The sequence below is a fragment of the Serratia ureilytica genome (assembly GCF_017309605.1).
In the GTDB taxonomy this organism is placed as follows: Bacteria; Pseudomonadota; Gammaproteobacteria; order Enterobacterales; family Enterobacteriaceae; genus Serratia; species Serratia ureilytica.
The window spans coordinates 4,457,581-4,477,560 of the sequence record NZ_CP071320.1 but is presented as its reverse complement, the minus strand read 5'-3'; the positions used below and the strand labels follow the sequence as shown (position 1 = coordinate 4,477,560).

The following is a 19,980-nucleotide window of genomic DNA, read 5'->3' as shown; positions in this document are numbered from 1 at the left end:
CCCTGTATGGACGCCAATCTGTTGCACGACATTATTTTCTACGTGATGTACGCCGCGCTGGCGATCGCGCTGGTGATCATCATCGAACGCACGCTGTACTTCGCCTACACCCAACGCCAGGCGCGCCGGCTGGAGCAGGCGCTGACGCCGGAGGTGCGCCGCGCCGCCGATCTGCCGGACGTGCTGACCCAGCGTAACAGCCTGCCGATGGCCGTGATCGCGCCGGTGCTGGCGCAGAAACACCGCGCCGGCGACCGTGAGGCGATCGGCGATCTGATCGACGCCCAGTATCTGCTGAGCAAGCCGCCGATGGCGCGCGGCCTGTGGCTGCTGGAAACCGTGGTCACCGCCGCGCCGTTGCTGGGGCTGCTGGGCACGGTGATGGGGATCATCGAAACCTTCAAGGCGCTGGCCGCCTCGGGGGTGTCCGAGCCGAGTCTGGTGTCGGCCGGCATGGGCACCGCGCTGTACGCCACCGGGCTGGGCATCGCCATCGCGCTGCTGTGCCTGGTGGCCAACAATTTCCTGCAGAGCCGTATGGAGCGCATCAACGAACTGCTGAAGGTGCTGCTGATCCGCGCCGGTCAACCGGCCAGCCGTCCGGAAAGCGGCAGCGGCGAACAATGGGTTGACAGCGGAGCGCCGCGCTATGCCTAATGGCCATCCAGTACGGCGGCCGAGATGCCGCCTTTATACGGCATTGTGGAGCGGTTGTTTGTTGATGTTGAGCCAGAGCGCTGCGGCGCGTTTTGCTATTCCCGGTTACGAGCTGGTGTACACCGCGCCGGTGGAAACCGCGCTGCAGGCCGACGACCTGCGCAACACCGCCGAGGTATGGCGCGAGATGTTCGACGCGGCGAAAACCCGCATCGATCTGGGGCAGTTCTACGTGGCGAATCAGGACGGTTCGCTGCTGGACGGCGTGCTGCAGCACCTGAAGGCGGCCGGCGAACGCGGGGTGAAAATCCGCTTTTTGCTGGAAGAGAAGGGCATTCGCCTCTCCACCGCCGAAACGCTGGAACAGCTGAAGGCGATCCCCAATCTGGAGCTGCGCATCATCCCATACCAGAAGCTGAGCGGCGGCATTCTGCATGCCAAGTATCTGCTGGTGGACGGCGAGCAGGCGTTCGTCGGCAGCCAGAACTTCGACTGGCGCGCGCTGGAACACATTCACGAAACCGGGCTGCGCATCAGCGACGCCAGGGTGGTGGGGCAGATCCAGGCGATCTTCGAACAGGATTGGCGGGCGCAGGCGCTGCTGGCGCAGGATAAGCCGGTGCCGGCGCTGCCCGATTCGCCGCCGACGGCGCAGCCGCAGGGCAACTATCTGGTGGCCAGCCCGCGCGCCTACAACCCGGCGGGCGTGCTCGATTCGCAGGCCGAGCTGCCGCGTCTGCTGGCCGACGCCAAACGGCGGGTGCGGGTGCAGGTGATGGACTACGCGCCGCTGTCGTTTGGCCCGGAGCGCAGCCGCCCCTTCTACGCGGTGATCGACAACGCGCTGCGCAGCGCGGCGGCGCGCGGGGTGCAGATCGAGCTGATGGTGGCCAACTGGAACACCAAAAAGCCGGATATCGCCTGGCTGAAGAGCCTGGCGCTGGTGCCGAACGTGCAGATCAAGGTGGTGACCATTCCGCCGGCCAGCAGCGGCTTCATCCCGTTTGCCCGCGTGATTCACAGCAAGCTGATGACCATCGACGATGAGATTGCCTGGGTGGGCACCAGCAACTGGACCGGCGGCTATCTGGACAACTCGCGCAATCTGGAGCTGGTGCTGCACAGCACGGCGATGAGCGGGCGGTTGGACAGGCTGTACCAACAGCTGTGGGACAGCGTCTACGCCGAGCCGTTGAAGCTGGATTACGATTACCCGACGCCCAAACCGGGCGGCGAATCCTGACGGTCAGGGCGCGTTAACCCGCGCCCCGCGTTGTTTACCGCCGCCAGCCGGCCTTCTCCAGCGCCGTCACCAGCTGTTCGGCGCTCAACCCTTCCGCCCGATGGCCGTTGCCGCTGACGGTATTGGCCGCCAGCAACGCATTGACGATCGCCTCTTCCACCGCTTCCGCCGCCGCGGCGAACAGCGCCGAAATGTAGTCGTTGTTCACCATGCGCAGCGGCGTGGTGAAATCGCCTTTATTGGCGTAGTCAGCGGGCGGCAGGCCGTCGTTGCCGGTGGCGAAGGCGATAAAGATATCGCCGCTCGAATCCTCGGTGCCGCCGCCGGTGCGGGCGATGCCGATGCTGGCGCGCTGCGCCAGCCGTGCGCACTGGTGCGGCAGCAGCGGCGCGTCGGTCGCCAGCGCCACCACGATGGAGCCCATGCCGGGATGCGGCAACTGCGGCGTGAACGGCGAGGGGATATGCCCCAGGTGGCGGCCCACCGGGTAACCGCCGACCAGCAGCGACTCGCGCTTGCCGTGGTTGGCCTGCACGATGGCGCCCACCGTCCAGCCGCCTTGATCGGCGGGCAAGCGGCGCGATGCGGTGCCGCTGCCGCCCTTGAATTCATGACAGATCATGCCGCTGCCGCCGCCGACCGCGCCTTCCTGCGGCAAGCCGCCTCTGGCCGCCTGCTGCGCCTGGCGCACGTGCTCGGCCTTGACGTGAAAGCCGTTGATGTCGTTGAGCAGGCCATCGAAGGTTTCCATCACCACCGGCATATTCCAGTACACCGCGTTGTCGCTCGCGGGCAGCGTTTCACGCTCCAGCGCGATCAGCGCATCGCGCACTACCCCCACGCTGTGGGTGTTGGTGAAGGCGATCGGGCTGGTCAACAGGCCCGCTTCTCGCACCCATTCCAGGCCGGTGGCGTCGCCGTTGCCGTTCAGCACGTGCACGCCGGCGAAGCAGGGCGCGTGGCGAGCGGAGCCGGGGCGCGGTTCGATTACCGTCACGCCGGTGCGCACGCTGCGCCCGTCCGCCAAATCGGCATGAAGGCTGGCATGGCCGACGCGCACGCCGGGCACGTCGGTGATGGCGTTCAGCGGGCCGGGCGTGCCCTGACCGATGGTGATGCCCAGATCCTGAGCGCGCTGCGTCATGGTTATTCTCCTTCTATTGAGGGGGTGGCGAGGGGCGCCGTCTGGCGGCCGCGCAAGTGGTTCAGCGCCAGCCCGAAGCCGATGATGCCGGCAATGATAATAAAGTCTTTCAGGCTGCTGGCGATCAAAATCGTCCACAGCACGTACAGGCAGCACAGCAGCGCCGCCGCCACCGGCAGCGGCCACAGCGGCATCAGGTACGGGTGATGGAAGTGGCGGCGACGGCGGCTGATCAGCGCCGCCACCGCCATGATGATGTACACCAGCAGCAGCAGGATCACGGTGAATGAGGTCAGCGATTCGAGGTCGGAGCAAAACGCCAGCAGCGCCGAGGGGACGCCGAACAGCAGGGTGGCGATCCAGGGGGTGCCGAAGCGCGGGTGGATGATTTTCAGCGCGCGGTTGAACGTCGGCAGCCAGAAGCCGTCGCGCCCGCTGGCGAACATCATGCGGCTGAACTGCGCCACGATGGCGATGATGGCGTTGAATACCGACAGATAGATCGCGCCGCTTACCACCCGCGCCAGCGTCGGGCCGCCGAGCTGGGTGACCACATACCCGACCGGATCGGCCTGTTTGGCCATCTCTGCCAGCGACGGCGAGCCGATCAGCAGGGCGGTGAACGGCACCAGTTCCACCAGCACCACGATGACCAGCGTCAGCATGATCGCGACCGCCATCGGTTTGCCCTGCTCGCGCATATCTTCCGCCATGTACACCGCCGCGCCGTAGCCGTTGTAGGAGAACAGCGCGACCCCGACCATGGCGACGATCAGCGGCAGCGAAACCGGCGCCAGGCTGCCCTGCGCGTCCAGCATCACCGGCGCGGTGAGGATCTCCGCGCTTTGATGCGGATGGCTGAAACCGAGCCAGGCGATCAGCGCCAGTACCGCCACTTCCACCACCAGAAAGGCGCCGGTCAGCAGGGCGTTGGCCTTGATGTTGAAAATGGCGCAGGCGCCGCCGATCAGCACGGTGATCATGCCGGCGGTGGAGGCGTCGAATGAGGTGCCCAACGCGGTATTCAGATAGGGCACGGCGCCGGTGGCCAGCACCGCCGGCACGAACAGCGCGGCGCTGAGAATAAACAGATAGGTCTGCAACCCGCACAGGGTGCCGAACAGGCGTTTGATGATGCTGTATTCGCCGCCGGCGCTGGGGTGCGCGGCGCCGAGCTCGGCATAGCACAGCGCGATGGTGGCGGCGACGCAGGCGGCGATCAGAAACGACAGAAAGGCGCCGCTGCCGGCGCTGGCGATCGCCAGCGGCGCGATGACGAAGATCGAGCTGGCCGGCGTCACGCCGGAAGCGGTAATCATCACCACGTCGAGGACGCTGAGATTGCCTTTGAAAGTGTGTTCAGGGGCGGACTCTTTCATGGTTAACGACTCCATTAACGTGTGAGTGAGTAATTGTTTTGCTGCACAGGCTGTACGCAGAAATCAAATGGAGCGCGCTAAATGCCGGGGAGCGTTGCTCCCCGGAAGTTTATTGTTCTTATGTGTTACCCCTGCCCCGACGGGAAGCTGAAGCTGGCGCGGCGGGCATCGCCGGAGGCCGGCCAGCGCTGGGTAATGGTCTTGCGTTTGGTGTAGAACCTGACCGCGTCCGGGCCGTAGGCGTGCAGATCGCCGAACAGCGAGCGCTTCCAGCCGCCGAACGAGTGGTAGGCCACCGGCACCGGCAGCGCCACGTTGATCCCCACCATGCCGACCTGAATGCGGCTGGAGAAGTGGCGCGCCGCTTCGCCGTCGCGGGTGAACAGGCAGGTGCCGTTGCCGTATTCATGGGCGTCGATCAAGGCCATCGCCTCCTGCAGCGACGCCGCGCGCACCACGCCGAGCACCGGGCCGAAGATCTCCTCCTGATAGATGCGCATGCCGGGCGTCACGCGGTCGAACAGCGTCGGGCCGAGGAAATACCCCTGGCTGGGGCGGCCGTCGGCGTCCGTCACGCGCAGTTCGCGGCCGTCCACCAGCAGCTCGGCGCCTTCGGCCACGCCCTGATCGATATAGCCTTTCACCTTCTGATAATGCTGTTGAGTCACCAGCGGCCCCATGTCGTTGCGGTTGTCGCTGCCGGGGCCGACGCGCATGGCGGCCATCTGTTGCCGCAGCCCGGCGATCAGCGCGTCGGCGGTGCCGTCGCCCACCGCGACCACCAGCGGGATGGCCATGCAGCGCTGGCCGCAGGAGCCGAACGCCGCGCCCATCAGCGCGCCGACCGCGCCGGGGATATCGGCGTCCGGCAGCACCACCGCGTGGTTTTTGGCGCCGCCCAGCGCCTGCACCCGTTTGTTCTGGCCGCAACCGGTGTGATAGATGTGTTCTGCGACCGGCGTCGAACCGACGAAGCTTATCGCCTTCACGCGTCCGTCATGCAGCAGCGTCTCCACCGCTTCGCGATCGCCGTTGACCACGTTGAGCACCCCCGGCGGCAGCCCGGCCTCCGCCGCCAGCCGCGCGATATACAGCGCGGCGGAAGGGACGCGCTCGGAAGGCTTCAGCACGAAGGTATTGCCGCAGGCGACCGCCATCGGCCACATCCACAGCGGCACCATCGCCGGGAAGTTGAACGGGGTGATGCCCGCTACCACCCCGAGCGGTTGAAACTCGCTCCAGCTGTCGATGCCCGGGCCCGCCTCTTTGCTGTGTTCGCCTTTCAGCAGTTCCGGCACATAGCCGGCGTATTCGATATTCTCGATGCCGCGTTGCAGTTCGCCCAGGGCGTCGCTGAGCACTTTGCCGTGCTCGGCGGTGATCAATTGGCAGATGGCGTCGGCGTGCTGCTCCAGCAGATCCTTGAGCTTCATCATGATGCGCGCGCGCTTCAGCGGCGGCGTGTCGCGCCAGGCGGGATAAGCCTGCTCGGCGGCGGCGATGGCGCGCTCCACCGTGGCGCGATCGGCCAGCAGCACCTCCTGCGCCGATTGGCCGGTGGCCGGGTCGTAAACCGGCTGGCTGCGTTCGCCGCCGGCGGCGGGTTCGCCGTTGATCCAATGGGTAATGGTCATGGTTCGCTCCTTATTCGGTGGCGTTGAGGGCATCGCCGACGGCGTTGATCAGCGCATCGATCTGCGCTTCGCTGCTGATGAACGGCGGCGCCAGTTGCAGGGTGTCGCCGCCGTAGCGCACGTAAAACCCGCTTTCCCAGCAGCGCATCGCCGCTTCGAAGGGCCGCCGCGCCGGTTCGCCGGGCCGCGCCGCCAGCGTGATGCCGGCCGCCAGGCCGATGTTGCGAATGTCGGCGACGTGTTTGGCTCCTTGCAGGCTGTGCACCGCGCGCTCGAAATAGGGCGCCAGCGCCTGCACGCGCTCCACCATCTGTTCGCGCTGCAGGATGTCCAGCGTCGCCAGCGCCACCGCGCAGCTGACCGGATGGGCGGAGTAGGTGTAACCGTGCGGGAATTCGAGCTGGTAGTCCGGCTCGCCGCCGTTCATGAAGGTTTGGTAGATCTCCGGCCGCACCACCACCGCGCCCATCGGTTGCGCGCCGTTGGTCACCTGTTTGGCGATGTTCATGATGTCCGGCGTAACGCCGAACGCCTCGGCGCCGGTCATCGCGCCGCAGCGGCCGAAGGCGGTGATCACTTCGTCGAAGATCAGCAGAATGTCATGCTGGGTACAGATCTCGCGCAGGCGCTGCAGATAGCCGACCGGCGGCACGATCACCCCGGCGGAGCCGGAGAACGGTTCGACGATCACCGCGGCGATCGTCGAGGCGTCGCGCAGCGCGATGATGCGGTTGAGCTCTTCCGCCAGCTCCGCCCCCTGTTGCGGCATGCCGCGCGAAAAGGCGTTGCCGGCCAGCAGGGTGTGCGGCAGATGGTCCGCCTCGGCGCCGGCGCCGAACGCCTTGCGGTTGCCGGCGATGCCGCCGACCGAGATGCCGCCGAAGTTAACGCCGTGGTAGCCCTTTTCCCGGCCGATAAAGCAGGTTTTGCCCGCCTGGCCTTTGGCGCGCCAGTAAGCGCGCGCCATTTTCAGCGAGGTGTCCGCCGCTTCCGAGCCGGAGCCGGTGAAGAACACGTAATCCAGCCCCGCCGGCGTCAGCGCCTTGATTTTGTTGGCCAACTCGAACGACAGCGGGTGGCCGAACTGAAATGCCGGCGAGTAATCCAGCGTCGCCAACTGGCGCTGGGCGGCGTCGGTGATTTCCTGCCGGCCGTGCCCCAATCCGCAGCACCACAATCCGGACAGGCCGTCGAAAATCTTTCTGCCGTCGTGGCTGGTGTAATACGCCCCTGCGGCCTGAGTAATGATGCGCGGCTGCGCTTTAAAATTGCGGTTGCCGGTAAAAGGCATCCAATGGGCTTCTAACCCTTCGGCATCGAGACGATTAAGCGAATAATTTTCAGCGGCCATGTTTTCCTCCGGGCAGGAAAATAAGTGCGATTAATTAAATAAAATGAGTTGTTAACGAATTGTTGTACGAAATTGACTATGTACCGCTTGTTCTCTACTGTGAATAATCATATGTCGAAACTTACTTAAGGTTTTATGCAAGTAAAAAAGCGCGCGTTGCTGGGACAATTGTCGGATATGGATCTGCGTTTGCTGCGGGTATTCAAGGCCGTGGTCGACTGCGGCGGCATGAGCGCCGCCGAACTGGAGCTGAATATCAGCCTGTCGACCATCAGCAAGCACATCAAGGATCTGGAGCAGCGGCTGGGCCTGACGCTGTGCCAGCGCGGGCGCGAGGGCTTTGCGGTCACCGACGAGGGGCTGATTATCTACCAGGAAACCGTCAACCTGCTGGCGGCCACCGAGGCGTTCCGGCGCGGGGTGGACGAGGTGCACCAGCGCATGGGCGGGCAGCTGCACGTGGCGATATTCGACCATACGGTCAGCAATCCGCAGGCGCAGATCGGCCGGGCCATCGCGTTATTCAGCGAGCGCGCGCCGGAGGTTTCTTTGCAAATGTACGTGGAGCCGATTAATACCATTGAACGTGGCGTTATTGACGGGCAATTTCAGGTTGGCGTTATTCCCATGCACCGCAGCGCGGAAAGTTTATCTTATCATTCGTTATTCAGTGAGAGGATGTTCTTATATTGCGGCGCGCAGCATGAATTATTTTCCGCCCGCCATGAAACATTAAATTGGGATCTGCTGCACAATTATGCTTTCGCCGGATTGGGCTACCATTCGCCGAATATGGAACTGAGCCTGCAGCAACATTTGCATCGCAAGGCGACGGGGTTCGCGCAAGAGTCGATCGCCACGCTGATCCTGTCCGGCAAATACGTCGGCTTTTTGCCGGATCACTACGCGGCGTTTTTTGTGGCGCAGAACCTGATGCGGGCGATCAAACCGGCGCTGTTCCGCTATCACTGCGAGTACTCCAGCGTGCTGCGCCGCTCGCCGGTGCCGCAACGGGTGGTGAAGCTGTTCCATGAGTGCCTGCTGGCGGCCCACGGAACAGCGTGACGCTTACTGCTCTTTCTTCTTGCCGAAGATTCTGATCAGCGCGCCGACCAGGATGCCGACCGCGATGCCGGCGAAGATCCAGCCGATGATACCCATTTCCTTAACTCCTGCTAGTGCGTTGATCTGATTATATAATCATTCGACGCGAAACGCCTCTTTGATCATCCGTTGCCGCTGCGCCGGCGCATAGTCGATCCAGGAATTCTTGCTGTTGGATTTCTCCAGCGCCACCGCCAGCTCCTGGCCGGAAATCGGCAAATCGTCCTGCCAGAACGGCGCGATGGCGTGGCGGGTGATGAAATCGGTCAGGTAGCTCTCCGGGCTGCCCTGCCAGTGCGGGTACAGTCTGGCGGCCAGCTCGGCCATCAGCGCGCGCTGCTGCGGCTGTTCGCTGCTTTCCAACAGGGCGAGGAACGGCAGCAGCAGGCGACCGCAGACCTGCCCGTGATGGTAGTCGCGCAGCGCGCCGATCTCGCCGGCGATGCCGTGAATGACCCCCAGCCCGGCGGCGCTCAGCGTCAGTCCGCCGAGGTAGGAAGCCTGCATAATGGCTTCGCGCGCCGCGTCGCTGCGGTTAAGCGCCGGCCAGGCGGCGAGGAAGTGGCGGATGCCGCTCAGCGACATATCGCGCGTCATGGCGCCGGCGGTTTTCGACAGATAGGCCTCGAACAGGTGGGTGAAGGCGTCGATAGCGCAGTAGGCCAGCACCTTGTCCGGGGCGCCCGCCAGCAGCTGCGGATCGAGAATGGCGGTGTGCGGCACGAAGTTGTTATGACGCAGCGAGGCTTTCACCTTGCTGACCTGGGTATCGGTGATCACCGCGTTCTGCGTCACCTCGCTGCCGGTGCCGGCGGTGGTGGGAATGGCGATCAGCGGCAGGGTGGCGCCGCTGATTTTGCTGTCGCCCACCTTTTCCATATAGCGCAGCGTTGGCAGCGGGTGCTCAACCAGCGCGGAGAACGCTTTGGCGGCGTCCAGCACGCTGCCGCCGCCGATGGCCACCACGCGCCGCGCCTGGCCGCGCCAGCGCGCCACCCAGGCGTCGATTTTCTGCGGCGACGCCTCGTGGCTGACGATTTCTGTGCCGATGAACAGCGGCGCCAGCGCTTCGCGCAGGCCGGCGTACACCGGGCCGTTGAGAAAAGAGCGGCAGCTGAACAGCAGCGTCGGCTGCGGGTCGGCAAGCAGCAGCGGCGGCAGCTGCTGGATGCTGCCGTGGCCGAACCAGGTCTGGCGGTTGGCGATGATGTGGCTGACGGACATGAGGTCTCCTTGACGGCGTTGCAGGTCGCGATGCCACAGCATAAGCCAGCGGGCGCGGAGCGGCCACCGCTTTCCCCGCTGCGGCAACCTGTGAGTTGTTTAACATGTAAACGATCGCGCTCTTGCATTTCGGCGCTGCGGATGCTTTTTTTAACAGTACCGGCCGTCGTGCGGCCAACCCCATCCGAAATCGGTAGATTGTTAATGTGTTAATAATGGCGAGGCTGGTATGGAAATTCAGGTTGAACGCTTGTCTGCGGTGATCGATGCGGTGGCCAGCCCACGCTTTTATCCCAGCCTGTTGAACTGGCTGGAAGGGTTTTTCGCCTTCGACAACGCCATCGTCTATGCCTTCGAACGCGGCCGGCCGCCGCGCTGCCTGATTAAAACCGAGCGCGAAAACAGCGACGCGGTCAATCAGCTCTACCAGCAGGGCGCCTACCTGCAGGATCCGTTTTACCGCGCGCTGAACGACGGCGGCGAAGGCGAGGTGCTCACGCTGCGCCAGCTGGCGCCCTGCGGGTTTTATCACAGCGACTATTACCGTAATTTTTATCGCAAGACCGGCTGGCACGACGAGGCCGGCGTGCTGCTGCAGCTGACGCCGGAGCGCGGGCTGGGCGTCTTTTTCGGTTCGGCGCGCCGCACGGTGGCGGTGCGTTACCCGCAGCGGGCGGATCTGCGCAGCGCGTTGACGCTGGTGAAAAGTGTGGCGCGGCTGCACGGCGAAGTGGTGGCGGCGCCGGCCGAGGCCGCGACGGTGAACGATGACGGCGCCCAGGCGCGCTATCTGCTGACGCCGCGCGAGCGCGAGATTGTCGATCTGATCCTCGCCGGCTGCGGTTCGCAGCAGATTGCCGACCGGCTGTTCATCAGCCTCGGCACGGTAAAAAACCACCGCAAGAACATCTACGGCAAGCTGAACATCGGTTCGCAGGCCGAACTGTTCAGCCTGCTGCTGGCCGCCCCGCAGCGGCGCAGCGCGTGAATGTTAATTTTTTGTAGCGAATGTCCCTAAGGGGACATAGCGGACGATCCCACCGCTCCCGATAATCCGATGTCATGGCATAGGCAATCGGGAGTGCGGCAGTGAACAACGAAATCGAGTCCTTAACCTACTACGCGGCGACCAAAAAATACGATCTGCGCTTCCCGACGCTGGAAGAGGATCTGGACGTTGACGTGGTGATCATCGGCGGCGGCTTCTCCGGCATCAACACCGCGCTGGAGCTGGCGGAGAAGGGCATCACCAACATCGCCATTCTCGAAGGCCGCTATCTGGGCTACGGCGGCACCGGGCGCAACGGCGGCCAGGTGATGGCCGGCATCGGCCACGATCTGGAGAAGATCAAACGCCACGTCGGCCCGTCCGGGCTGGAAACCATCTTCAAGATCAGCAACCTCGGCGCCGGCATTATCCGCGAGCGCATCAAGAAATATGACATCGACGCCGACTTCTGCTTCGGCTACGGCTACCTCGGCAGCAACGCACGCCAGGAGAAGACCCTGCGCGGCTGGCTGAAGGAGTTCAGGGCGGTGGCGCCGCAGGAAGAGATCGAACTCTACACCGGCGCGGAAGTGAAGCAGGTGGTGGGCTCCGACGCCTACACCTGCGCGCTGAAACACATGGGCGGCGGCCATGTGCATTCGCTCAATCTGTTGCTGGGCGAGGCCAAGGCGCTGAGCGGCTATGGGGTGAAAATCTTCGAGAACAGCAGCGTGCTCGACGTGGAGTATGGCCCGCGCATCACGGTGCGCACCGCCATGGGCTCGGTGCGCGCCAACAAGATGCTGTGGGCCTGCAACGGCTTTCTCAACGGCATGGAGCCGCAGATCTACCGCAAGACTATCAATACCTACGCCTTCCAGCTGGCCACCGAGCCGCTGTCTGACGATCTGATCCGTCAGATCAGCCCGATCCGCGGCGCCTACAGCGACATCCGCCCGGTGATCGACTATTACCGGGTGACCAACGAGAACCGGCTGCTGTTCGGCAGCGCCACCCGCCTGATCGAATACTTCCCGTCGGATCTCAAGGCCTGGAACCGCAACCTGATGCTGAAGGTGTTCCCGTACCTGAAAGACGTGAAGATCGATCTGGCCTGGGGTGGCCCGCTGTGCTGCAGCGCCAACCTGTTCCCGCAGATCGGCACGCTGCCGGATCGCGACAACGTGTTTTACGTGCAGGGCTACTCCGGCTTCGGTGTGACGCCGAGCCACATCGTGTGCAAGGTGCTGGCAGAGGGCATGAGCGAAGGATCCGATCGCTACGATCTGATGAGCTCGATCCCGCACGTCAACATCTTCGGCAAGGACAAGCTGCGGCGGGTGATGACCACCGCCGGTAAGGTTTGGCACCAGACATCCGGCTACTGGAAAGGCCGCCGTTAACCCTCAGAGGAGAATCACATGAAACCGTTACTGCTTAAACAACCGCTGCCTGAACTGCTGGAGATCGGCAGCGTCAGCAACCTGGGCGCCACGGTGATCGCCGGCACGCCAAACGTCGGCGTGGCCAGCATCTTCGGCGAACCGACCGACAACCTGAACTGCGGCGTGTTCAGCTGCACCCGCGGCAGCTTCGTGATGGAGTATCCGTTCGCCGAGCACGCCACAGTGTGGGAAGGCAGCGCGACCTTGACCAACGAACGCACCGGCGAATCGGTGCAGTATCAGGCCGGCGATTCCTGGTTCGTCGAGAAGGGCACCCCGGTGCGCTGGGACATCACCTCGGATCGCTTCGTCAAACACTACCTCGCCATCGTCGAGGGCTGACGCCGTCATGCCCCCCTCAGCCTGCTGAGGGGGAGCGCTTTAGCCCAGCGCCCGCGCAATAAAATCGGTCACCCGCTTGAGGATCTGATCCTTATTGGTTTCGTTAAAGCTCTCGTGCCGCCCGCCCGCATTGATCATCCGCTCGAAATCGTCGCCCTGCAGACGATCGAGCGTGGTTTGCGTTTCGCTCATCAGCACCAGCCGATCGTCGTCGCCGTGGATCCATAGCGTGGGCAGCGCGCCGAAGCCCGGCCCGGCGTTGATGGCGGCGAGGATCCGCTGCATGGCGCGCAGGGTGGGGCGCTTGAACGGCCCGTGCCACACCAGCGGATCTTCCTGATAGGCCGCGCCAACCGCTGGATCGCGCGCCAGGGTGGCGGTATCCAGCGGCGCGTCGGGGATCGTCGGCAGTTCGGCCAGATCGGAAATCGCCGTTCTGTCGCCGAGCAGCGGGCCGGACAGCACCAGCGCGCGTACCTCCTCACCATAGCGCTGCACGTAGCGGGTGGCGATCATGCCGCCCATCGAGTGGCCGATCACCACCAGCGGCAAGGTGGGATATTGCTGCCGGAAATGGCTGACCACGCGCTGCACGTCGTCGACCACGGCGTCATAATCCTCGATCAGCACGCGCTCGCCCTGCGACAGGCCGTGGCCGAGGTGGTCGGGGCCGAACACCCGCGCCCCCTGAGCCTGCAGCGTACGCGCCACGTATTGATAGCGGCCGAGGTGCTCGCCGTAGCCGTGCACCAGCAACGCCAGATAGCGCGGCTTGTCGTTGCCCCAGTCGTGCACGGCGATGTCGCCGTGACGGCCTTTGATAAAGCTGACGGTTTGTTCGGACATGTTATTGTTCTCATGGTGGGTAGGGTTGCCCTTCAGCGTAGCGGCTGGCGGCGAGGTTGTCAGGGGCGCCGGGTGCGGCGCCCACAAAGGGGGGGATTACAGGCCGAACTGGCGCGCCAACGCGTCGAGCGCTTCGCGCTGGAAGCGGTTGAAGGCGTCGCGCGGCTGCTGTTGCTGGATGAATGCCAGCAGCGGATCCTGCACTTCAGTGCGCACGCCGCTCAGCTGTTCCATCACCGCCAGCCCGCAGAACGGCACGTAGGATTCGGCGTAGCCGCCTTCATGCACCATCACCAGTTTGCCGCCGCACAGCCGGTCGGCGGCGTCCTGCACCAGCGCGGTCATGGCGCGGAAGCTGTCGCTGTGCAGCTGCATGCGCGCCAGCGGATCGAGCGCGTTGGCGTCGTAACCGCAGGCGACGATGATCAGCTCCGGCTCGAATTTTTCCAGCGCCGGGATGATGATGTGCCGCATGGCGTGCAGGTAGCCATCGTCGCCGGCGCCGGCCAGCATCGGTACGTTAACGTTGCAGCCCGCCCCGGCGCCTTCGCCGCGATCTTGCTCGCCGGAATAGCCCGCCGGGAAGCAGCCGTCCTGATGCAGCGACAGCGTCAGCACGTCGCCGCGCTGCCAATAGATGTGCTGGGTGCCGTTGCCGTGGTGCACGTCCCAGTCGAGTACCGCCACCTTGCCGAGGCCATGGCGGGCCTTGGCGCGCTCGATGGCGATGGGAATATTGGCCAGGAAACAGAAGCCCATCGATTGATCCGGCAGGCAGTGGTGGCCCGGCGGGCGCGACAGCGCATAAGCGTTATCCAGCTCGCCCTGCAACACCGCCTCCACCGCCGCGCAGGCCAACCCGGCGGAGAGTTTGGCGATTTCATAGCTGCCCGGCCCCAGCGGCGCCTCTTCCCCCAGCAGGCCGCCGCCGCTGTCGCTCACCTGTTTGAAGCGCTGCAGATAGTGGGCGGGGTGGATGCGCAGCAGGTCTTCTTCCGTCGCTGGTTCGGCGCTCAGCAGGGTGAGCTGGCGCGACAGGCCGGACACGTCCATCAGGTTCTTCATGCGCCGTTTGGTTTCCGGCGATTCGGCATGGCCGGCGCCCGAGGGCGGTTGCACCCAGCCGCCGACCGGCAGGGTGGTGGCGTGCAGGCCGGTGCTGTGCCAGAAACAGCGTTCATCAAACAAGAAACCGGTTGTTCTTTTCACCTTTCTCCTCCTGTTATACGGCGCGGTGCGCGCGGTGCAGCCAGCGAAATCAACAGCAGCGACAGCAGCGCGCAGCCCAGCGCGCCGAACAGCAAGGCGTTGAAACCGCCGGAAGATTCGATCAGATAGCCGGCCAGCGTCGGGCCGATGGCCATGCCGCCGCCGATCACCAGGTTGATGCCGTTCATCAGCTTGCCGTCGTTATCCAACCCGGCGACCCGCGCCAGAATGAACGGCAGCACGAAGGTCCAGGTGAATTTGAACAGCAGGGCCGCCAGGGCGAAGCGCAGCAGCAAGGGTTGACCCACCAGCAGCGCCACGCTGGCCAGCAGCAGGGCGTAACCGAGCGCGATCGGGCGCCCGCCGCCGAAGCGCGCGCCGATCAACGCTGCGGCGCCGGCGCCGACGATGCCGAGCAAGGTGGCGACGGCCAGCACCTGGCCGCTGTGGGCCGGCGATAGCCCGGCGCCGGCGGCGATGCCGCCGATAAAGGTCCAGACCGCGCTCAGGCTGATGTAAAAGGTCAGCACCGCCAGTACGGCGCACAGCTTGCGCGTCGGCGAGGCGGCGGCTCCGCTGCGGGCGCTGCGCGCGGCGGTGAAACCGTTGGGAAACGCCGGGATGAGCGGCAGGCAGCACAGCATGATGGCGGCCAAAATCAGGTAGACCGCCATCAGGCCGAAGTGCGCGAACAGCGGCGGCAGCGCCAGCAGCCCCACCGCGCCCAGTACCAGCTGGCCGAGCACCCAGAAGGCATAGACGCGGCTGGGATTGGCGGTGCCGGCGGCGCAGGTGATGCACAGGATCATCAGGGTGCCGCCCGCCAACGAGGCGATAAAGCGCAGCGGCAGCAGCAAGGTGAAATCCTGCACCAGCGCCGAAGCCAGGTTGCCGGCGATAAACACCAGCGCCGACAGCGCAGCGACCCGCCGCCAGTTGATGCGCCCGATCCACCACCACGCCGGCAGCGTGGCCAGGCTCATGGCGCCGAGTTCGGTGGAGAACAGGCGGCCGATCTGCGCCGGGCCGAGCTGCCACTGCGCGGCGAGCTGGGCGGCCACGGCGGGTGCGGTCATCAGAATGCCTGGTGCGATGGCGGCGAAGACGATAATGGCGGTCAGCAGCCGCGGCGGGCAGGGGAGCGCCGCGCCGGCGGCGGGCGCGGAAACCGAATCACTGGACATAAACCTTATTCCCCAAGCGTTGAGTGACGATGAAATATCCCGCCCGGCCCGATTGCGGGCAGGGGGGAGCCGCGCCATAAATGGCGAATACGTTTTGGCGTTATTTTCCGGTCGTCGGCAGCGGCGGCCGTTATCGGGCGTTAACCGTGGGCGAGAAAGCCGCTGGCGACCAGTTCGGTGCGGTTCACCACGTCGGTTTTGGCGAAAATGTTGCGCATATGGGTTTTCACCGTGGACAGCGAAATGCCCAGCTTCAGGGCGATGCGCTTATTGCTGGCGCCTTCGCGCACCAGGTTGACGATCTCTTGTTCCTTGGCGGTCAGCAGCTGCGCCTCGCTGTCGGGCAACAGATCGCGCGTCGCCAGTTCGATCAGCGGCAGCACCGCGCGCAGGCGGCCGCGCTCCACTTCGGTAAACGGCGTATCGCGGATCAGCGACACCCCGGCGACGATGCGTTTGCGTTGGCGAATGAAAATCTCCGTCATGTCGCGCATGTCGTTCGGCAGCATAAAGTCGTGGTAATAGCGGCGGTTGTCGGCGATCGCCGCCGGGCTCATGCCGACCATGGTGATGTCTTGCCGATGGAAGTTGGCTGGCTGCAGCGGGTCTATTTGCTGAAAGTGGTTCAGGTATTGCTGATGCGTTTTATCGGGCATGCCGTGCAGGATGTAGTGATCCGGCCGCAGGTCGCGATCGACCAGATAAAACACCCCGGCGGACACCGGGATCAGGTGCGTGATGGTCGCCAAACAACTGTTGATAAAGGCATCGGATGCTGTGCTGTGCATGATTCGTGTTCCTCCCTTTATCGTTCAATCTGGAGAATGTTGGCGGTCAATATATGAACGATACAAGCATAGTTGTAGCAATTTGGCAACACAATAAAAACATATTAACAACGTGAGGCCGATTGCAATAAAATACATAAATAACAAGATGACACTGCAATGGTCAGGGGTTTTCAGGTCGGATTTTCTGCGGTTTTCATTAATAGGTTAATGAAATAATTCACCGCTTTTCCCGCTGAATTTACAGCGCTTTTCACTGCTTGCCTGGGCGAAGCCCTCGCCGCCCAGCGCGTGCTACAACCGGCGCGACCGTCGCCGTCCCTCGTTCTTAAGAACGATAGCCAGGCTTTTCCACCGCTTCCTACACTGCGAATTGAAGATAGCGCCAGGCGGCGCCAAACGTATAAGACGAAAAAATGATGACCTTTCTCGGGCTGAGGCGTCGGGTTGTTCAGTCCGCATGACCATACGGGGAACGAACGATGCAGAAAAAAACGCTGGCGGTGGCGTTGAGCGGCGCCTTATCGGGCCTGGCTCAGGGGGCGGACGCCGATCGCCCCAATGTGCTGATCATTCTGGTGGACGATATGGGCTATTCCGACATCAGCCCGTTCGGCGGCGAGATACCGACGCCCAACCTGCAGGCGCTGGCCGAACGGGGCGTGCGCATGAGCCAGTACTACACCTCGCCGATGTCGGCGCCGGCGCGGTCGATGCTGATGACCGGCAACACCAATCAGCAGGCCGGCATGGGCGGCATGTGGTGGTATGAGAGCACCGCCGCGCAGCCGGGCTATGAAATGCGGCTGACCGACCGCGTGACCACATTGCCGGAGCGTTTTCGCGACGCGGGTTACGCCACCATGATGGCGGGCAAATGGCACCTGGGCTATGTCGACGGCGCCAAACCGACCGATCGCGGCTTCGAGCGCGCCTTCGCCTTTATGGGCGGCGGCACCAGTCATTTCGACGATGCGAAACCGCTGGGCACCGTGGAGGCGTTCCACACCTTCTACACCCTGAACGGCAAACGCGTGTCGTTGCCCAAAGATTTCTACTCCAGCAAGGCCTATGCCGATCAGCTGGAACAGTGGATCCGCGATACGCCGCTGAATAAGCCCGTCTTCGCCTATCTGGCGTTCACTGCGCCGCACGATCCATTGCAGGCGCCGGATGACTGGATCGCCAAATTCGACGGCAAATACGACGCCGGTTACCAGCAGGCCTATCAGCAGCGCATTCAGCGCCTGAAAGCGCTGGGGTTGATTTCCGATCGCACGCCGATGCCGACGCTGGCGCTGGATAAGGCCTGGAACGCGCTGACGCCCGAGCAGCAAAAATACGAAGCCAAGACCATGCAGGTGTACGCGGCGATGATTGCTTACATGGACGATCAGGTCGGCGCGGTGCTGAACACCCTGAAGCAGACCGGCCGCGACCAAAATACGGTGATCGTGTTCGCCACCGACAACGGCGCCAACCCGGCCAGCGGCTTCTACTACGGCTCGAAGCCGGAGTATTGGCGGCAGTTCGACAACAGCTACGCCAACCTCGGCCGCAAGGGATCGTTCATTTCTTACGGGCCGCACTGGGCCAACGTCAGCAATGCGCCGTATGCCAACTACCACAAAACCACCAGCGCACAGGGCGGCATCAATACCGATTTCATCATCTCCGCGCCGCGGCTGAAGGGGCGCGGCGGCATCGACCGCACGCCGATGGCGGTATATGACATCGCCCCGACGCTGTACGACTATGCCGGCATCGACGCCAACAAACCGCTGAAGGCCAAACCGACGCTGCCGATGGTCGGCGTCAGCTTCAAGCGCTATTTCAGCGGCGAGGCCGACGGCGTGCCGCGCGCGACCTACGGCGTGGAGCTGCATAACCAGGCCGCCTATGTGGACGGCGTCTGGAAGCTGCGGCGGTTGGTGAAGGCCGGGCCGACGGCGCAGATGGCGCCGTGGGGGCTGTTCAACCTGCATGACGATCCGCTGGAGACGCGCGATCTGGCCGCCGCCAACCCGGATCAAGTCAAACGACTGAGCGAGGCGTATCGCCGCTTTGCGCTGCAGGGCATGGTCATTGAAGCCAAAGGCGCAGCGATCGACTACCTCGGCGTAGACGCCAGCACCGGCGACTACATTGGCTTGGATCCGCAGACCCACAAACCGTTACCGCAGGCGGCACCATGAACCTGGCCCAGCTGCGCGCGCAGCAGATCCCGGTAGAGAGCGAACCGCGCGCGGCGGCGCCTTTTCATTTGCTGGTGAAGCCGATCGGCGCCGGCTGCAACCTGGGTTGCCGCTACTGCTACTACCCGCAGCGCCAGCAGGAGCGGACGCGCAAGATGGACGACGACCTGCTGGCGGAATTTATCCGCGGCTACATCGCCGCCCAGCCGCGTTACAGCCGCGAGATCAACTTCGTCTGGCAGGGCGGTGAGCCGCTGCTGGCGGGGATCGGTTTTTACAAGCGGGCGCTGGCGTTGCAGCGCCGCTACGCGCCGCCGGGCGTGCGGATCAGCAACAGCCTGCAGACCAACGGTACCTTGCTGAACGACGCCTGGTGCCGGCTGTTCCGGCAGCATCACTTTATCCTCGGCGTCAGCCTGGACGGCGATCGCGAGGTGCAGGACGCCCACCGGCCGGACAAGCGCGGCGGCGCCAGCTATGACGCCGCGTTGCGCGGCATTGCGTTGTTGCAGCGCCATCAGATCGACTTCAACCTGCTGATGGTGGTGCACGACGGCGTCGCGGATCGCGCCGAGGCGATCTACGATCATGCGGTGGCGATCGGGGCGCGTTATCTGCAGTTTCAGCCGCTGATGCTGGAAGGGGATGCGCCCACCGCCGGTTACGGACTGAGCGCCGCCAACTGGGGGCGCTTCATGCTGGCGGTGTACCGCCGCTGGCGTAGCCGCGGACACGTTGGCCGGGTCTTCGTGATGAACATCGAACAGGTCTACGCGCAGTATTTCACCCATGTCAGCCCCAGCTGCGTGCACGCCGAACGCTGCGGCGGCAATCTGGTGATGGAGCCGGACGGCCGAGTCTACGCCTGCGATCACCTGATCAACGCGCAGCACCTGCTCGGCCATGCCGATCGGCAAACGCCCCTCGCCACCCTGGCGGCCAGTGCGGCGGAGATGCCGTTCGGTAAAAACAAAAGCCTGCGCCGCGAGTGCCAACGCTGCAGCGTGAAAAGCGTCTGCCAGGGCGGCTGCCCGGCGCATGTGGGCGAAGATCGCTACAACCGGCTGTGCGCCGGCTATTACGCCTTCTTTTCCGCGCTGCTGGCGCCGCTGCGTGCCTACCCGCGCAGCCCGCAGGGAGCGAGGCAGTGGCGCGCCGCCGTGAGCGCGGCCGCAGGTTGAAACCGTCTCGTCCTTAAGGACGATAGTCAGCATTTTCCTTTCCTCTCTATAGTGAGATGACCGCCG

General features: G+C 64.2%; 17 protein-coding genes. 8 read left to right on the top strand and 9 right to left on the bottom strand.

What is annotated here, in order from left to right; all coding sequences use genetic code 11:
• Positions 1-6: 6 nt before the first annotated feature.
• Together J0X03_RS21195 and J0X03_RS21190 are read left to right on the top strand one after the other, a co-directional pair.
• Complete coding sequence (locus J0X03_RS21195; RefSeq protein ID WP_060659997.1) at positions 7-657, top strand: MotA/TolQ/ExbB proton channel family protein; 651 nt, start codon at positions 7-9, stop codon at positions 655-657.
• Positions 650-1,900, top strand: coding sequence for a phospholipase D-like domain-containing protein (locus J0X03_RS21190; protein ID WP_160203942.1), 1,251 nt, complete (start codon positions 650-652; stop codon positions 1,898-1,900). Before J0X03_RS21195 ends, J0X03_RS21190 begins: the two co-directional genes overlap by 8 nt.
• A 34-nt stretch (positions 1,901-1,934) precedes the next feature.
• Here the strand turns inward: J0X03_RS21190 and J0X03_RS21185 are convergent, their stop codons facing one another.
• The 4 genes from J0X03_RS21185 to aptA form a co-directional block, all read right to left on the bottom strand.
• Positions 1,935-3,044 (bottom strand): DmpA family aminopeptidase, encoded by a 1,110-nt coding sequence (locus J0X03_RS21185; RefSeq protein WP_047025158.1) that lies wholly within the window; start codon positions 3,042-3,044, stop codon positions 1,935-1,937.
• A gap of 2 nt (positions 3,045-3,046) precedes the next feature.
• Positions 3,047-4,423, bottom strand: a complete 1,377-nt coding sequence (locus J0X03_RS21180; RefSeq protein WP_033641746.1) for an APC family permease — start codon at positions 4,421-4,423, stop codon at positions 3,047-3,049.
• Between the two features lie 125 nt (positions 4,424-4,548).
• The gene (locus J0X03_RS21175; protein ID WP_042783620.1) at positions 4,549-6,057 is read right to left on the bottom strand and encodes a CoA-acylating methylmalonate-semialdehyde dehydrogenase; all 1,509 of its coding nucleotides are present in this window, start codon (positions 6,055-6,057) and stop codon (positions 4,549-4,551) included.
• 10 nt (positions 6,058-6,067) lie between these two features.
• Complete coding sequence (gene aptA / locus J0X03_RS21170; RefSeq protein ID WP_033641748.1) at positions 6,068-7,408, bottom strand: omega-aminotransferase AptA; 1,341 nt, start codon at positions 7,406-7,408, stop codon at positions 6,068-6,070.
• Positions 7,409-7,543: 135 nt separating this feature from the next.
• Between aptA and J0X03_RS21165 the strand changes: the two genes are divergently transcribed.
• The gene (locus tag J0X03_RS21165) at positions 7,544-8,473 is read left to right on the top strand and encodes a LysR family transcriptional regulator (RefSeq protein ID WP_033651382.1); all 930 of its coding nucleotides are present in this window, start codon (positions 7,544-7,546) and stop codon (positions 8,471-8,473) included.
• 135 nt (positions 8,474-8,608) lie between these two features.
• Here J0X03_RS21165 and J0X03_RS21160 read toward each other — a convergent pair whose 3' ends face one another.
• The gene (locus tag J0X03_RS21160; RefSeq protein ID WP_160203943.1) at positions 8,609-9,736 is read right to left on the bottom strand and encodes an iron-containing alcohol dehydrogenase; all 1,128 of its coding nucleotides are present in this window, start codon (positions 9,734-9,736) and stop codon (positions 8,609-8,611) included.
• Positions 9,737-9,965: 229 nt separating this feature from the next.
• On the opposite strand from J0X03_RS21160, the gene J0X03_RS21155 reads away from it, so the two are divergent.
• The 3 genes from J0X03_RS21155 to J0X03_RS21145 all read left to right on the top strand — a co-directional run bounded on the left by J0X03_RS21155 (position 9,966) and on the right by J0X03_RS21145 (position 12,511).
• Positions 9,966-10,724 (top strand): helix-turn-helix transcriptional regulator, encoded by a 759-nt coding sequence (locus J0X03_RS21155; RefSeq protein ID WP_046898053.1) that lies wholly within the window; start codon positions 9,966-9,968, stop codon positions 10,722-10,724.
• 101 nt (positions 10,725-10,825) lie between these two features.
• Positions 10,826-12,127, top strand: a complete 1,302-nt coding sequence (locus J0X03_RS21150) for an NAD(P)/FAD-dependent oxidoreductase (RefSeq protein ID WP_033641752.1) — start codon at positions 10,826-10,828, stop codon at positions 12,125-12,127.
• An 18-nt stretch (positions 12,128-12,145) separates the two neighbouring features.
• Entirely contained in the window at positions 12,146-12,511 is a 366-nt protein-coding gene (locus J0X03_RS21145) for a cupin domain-containing protein (protein ID WP_015376517.1), read from the top strand.
• Between the two features lie 39 nt (positions 12,512-12,550).
• Here J0X03_RS21145 and J0X03_RS21140 read toward each other — a convergent pair whose 3' ends face one another.
• The 4 genes from J0X03_RS21140 to J0X03_RS21125 all read right to left on the bottom strand — a co-directional run bounded on the left by J0X03_RS21140 (position 12,551) and on the right by J0X03_RS21125 (position 16,538).
• The gene (locus J0X03_RS21140; RefSeq protein ID WP_142001869.1) at positions 12,551-13,357 is read right to left on the bottom strand and encodes an alpha/beta hydrolase; all 807 of its coding nucleotides are present in this window, start codon (positions 13,355-13,357) and stop codon (positions 12,551-12,553) included.
• A 96-nt stretch (positions 13,358-13,453) separates the two neighbouring features.
• Entirely contained in the window at positions 13,454-14,566 is a 1,113-nt protein-coding gene (locus J0X03_RS21135; RefSeq protein ID WP_160203944.1) for a class II histone deacetylase, read from the bottom strand.
• Positions 14,563-15,750 (bottom strand): MFS transporter, encoded by a 1,188-nt coding sequence (locus tag J0X03_RS21130; protein ID WP_123062140.1) that lies wholly within the window; start codon positions 15,748-15,750, stop codon positions 14,563-14,565. The genes J0X03_RS21135 and J0X03_RS21130 overlap by 4 nt, the downstream gene beginning before the upstream one ends.
• A gap of 140 nt (positions 15,751-15,890) precedes the next feature.
• Positions 15,891-16,538 (bottom strand): helix-turn-helix transcriptional regulator, encoded by a 648-nt coding sequence (locus J0X03_RS21125; protein WP_123062141.1) that lies wholly within the window; start codon positions 16,536-16,538, stop codon positions 15,891-15,893.
• A gap of 482 nt (positions 16,539-17,020) precedes the next feature.
• Here J0X03_RS21125 and J0X03_RS21120 point away from each other — a divergent pair, with 482 nt between their 5' ends.
• Both J0X03_RS21120 and J0X03_RS21115 read left to right on the top strand, forming a co-directional pair.
• The gene (locus tag J0X03_RS21120; RefSeq protein WP_089197651.1) at positions 17,021-18,733 is read left to right on the top strand and encodes an arylsulfatase; all 1,713 of its coding nucleotides are present in this window, start codon (positions 17,021-17,023) and stop codon (positions 18,731-18,733) included.
• Positions 18,730-19,914 carry an anaerobic sulfatase maturase gene (locus J0X03_RS21115; protein ID WP_047572777.1) on the top strand — a complete coding sequence of 395 codons (1,185 nt, stop codon included), beginning with the start codon at positions 18,730-18,732 and terminating at the stop codon, positions 19,912-19,914. Before J0X03_RS21120 ends, J0X03_RS21115 begins: the two co-directional genes overlap by 4 nt.
• Positions 19,915-19,980: the final 66 nt, after the last annotated feature.